The sequence below is a fragment of the Arsenophonus nasoniae DSM 15247 genome (assembly GCF_000429565.1).
GTDB lineage: Bacteria > Pseudomonadota > Gammaproteobacteria > Enterobacterales > Enterobacteriaceae > Arsenophonus > Arsenophonus nasoniae.
Map to the genome: position 1 here is coordinate 1 of NZ_AUCC01000218.1, position 1643 is coordinate 1643.

The 1643-nt window shown below is 42.7% G+C and carries 1 protein-coding gene; it reads left to right on the forward strand.

Features of this window, described 5'->3' with window-relative positions; translation table 11 throughout:
- Nucleotides 1-77 precede the first annotated feature (77 nt).
- A partial coding sequence (locus G468_RS21910; RefSeq protein WP_248604905.1) for a phage tail tip protein J-related protein occupies nucleotides 78-1643 on the forward strand: 1566 nt, incomplete at its 3' end.

Consider the following 1643-nt stretch of genomic DNA (forward strand, 5'->3'; position numbering starts at 1 on the left):
TCAACGATTGGTTATTTAACGCCACATCAAAAATATCATGAACTAAAAAATGCCGCTTAGATCTTCTACAGAATTTGTTGACCATTACACTCCGATTTACACTTTTCTATGACCAAGAAAAGTACCCACATGGTATACCCAATATAAAAGTGGAAGTGTGGGGGAAAGAACTGTTTGACCCAAGATCGAACAGAACCACTTGGAGTAATAATGGGGCACTGGTTATTTTAGACTATTATCGCCGTTATTTAAACGTGCCCGATAGTGATATCGATTTCAATGCTTTTAAGATTGCAGCGGATTTATGTGATGAGTCAGTGACGACGCCCGAGGGTAAATCTGAGCCGCGTTATACCTTAAATGGCGCCTATGAGTTATCGGAATCCCCCGCATCCATTCTCGAACATATGCACCGTTGTATTGGGGCAGAGCCAACGTACATTGCAGGGCAACATGGCATATTAATGTGGGCTTATCATGGCCCTGCTACGCTCAAAATTGAACCGCATCAAATCATCGACACGGTGAGTATTACGCCTGAACTGCCGTTAAGTGAAGCGACCAATGCGATTTATGGTACTTTTGTTGATGCGGAGCAAAAATACACTAAAACGGACTTTAGCCCTATTGTAATGGATAAATGGGTAGAAGAAGACGGACTTGAGATTAAAGAAAATATCGATTATCGCTTTGTCACCAGTCCCTATCAGGCACAGCGTTTGGCTAATCTTTATTTACGCAAAAAGCGCGCCGGCCGCAGGGTTCAACTAACATTAAACTTGGATGGCTACGCTTATCGTCCCGGCGATGTGGTATTGCTCGATTTACCGAATTTAGGCATTAAATCGCTTGAATTCCGCGTGGCTGAATGGAAATTTCATCCGCAGGAAGGCGTAGAAATTCTGTTAGAAGAAGACGGCGCTTATATTTACGAAGATATTATCGGTAAGCCTTTTGAAAGACCGCCATTTACGACATTACCAACAGGTGGTGTCGCCCCGCCGATAAATCTTGCCTTTATGCCTGTCAATATCGGTGATGTGGTTCAAGGATATTTAAGCTGGCAAGATGTGGCGGCGGATGTACGTTACAATACAGTCAATATTATTGAGGAAGGCAAAGTCATTCAAACGATCCAAGTACCTGGTGAGCGTGTTGATATTGCTGGATTACCAAGAGGAACCTATCGCGTTGAAGTTAGAGCCGTTAATGCAGCAGGGGCAATATCACAACCCACCATTCGTGATTTTTCAATCGTAGCCCCACCTCCGCCAATCAATGTTGATATTACTGTCGGCATGTTTTCATTAACCGCTGCTCCCAGGTTAGGCGATTCAGCCGCCTATGGCAGTACCTTTGAATTTTGGTTTAGTGATAAGAAATTGCCAGACGCATCAGAACATGAAGTCATTAATCATACCACTAAAGTCGGACAAGGACAGTTTTGGACACAGGAGAATCTTAAGGTTGGTCACGAGTATTATTTCTATATTCGTACGATAAACAGTTATGGTAAATCGCCTTTTGTAGAAGCATCAGGAAAACCGGATAGTTTACCGGGTGATATTTTAGAAGAAATCGACAAAAAAATTAACGACACAGAAGCGATTAAGCAGTTAAAGAAAGGAATAGACAGCAGCACG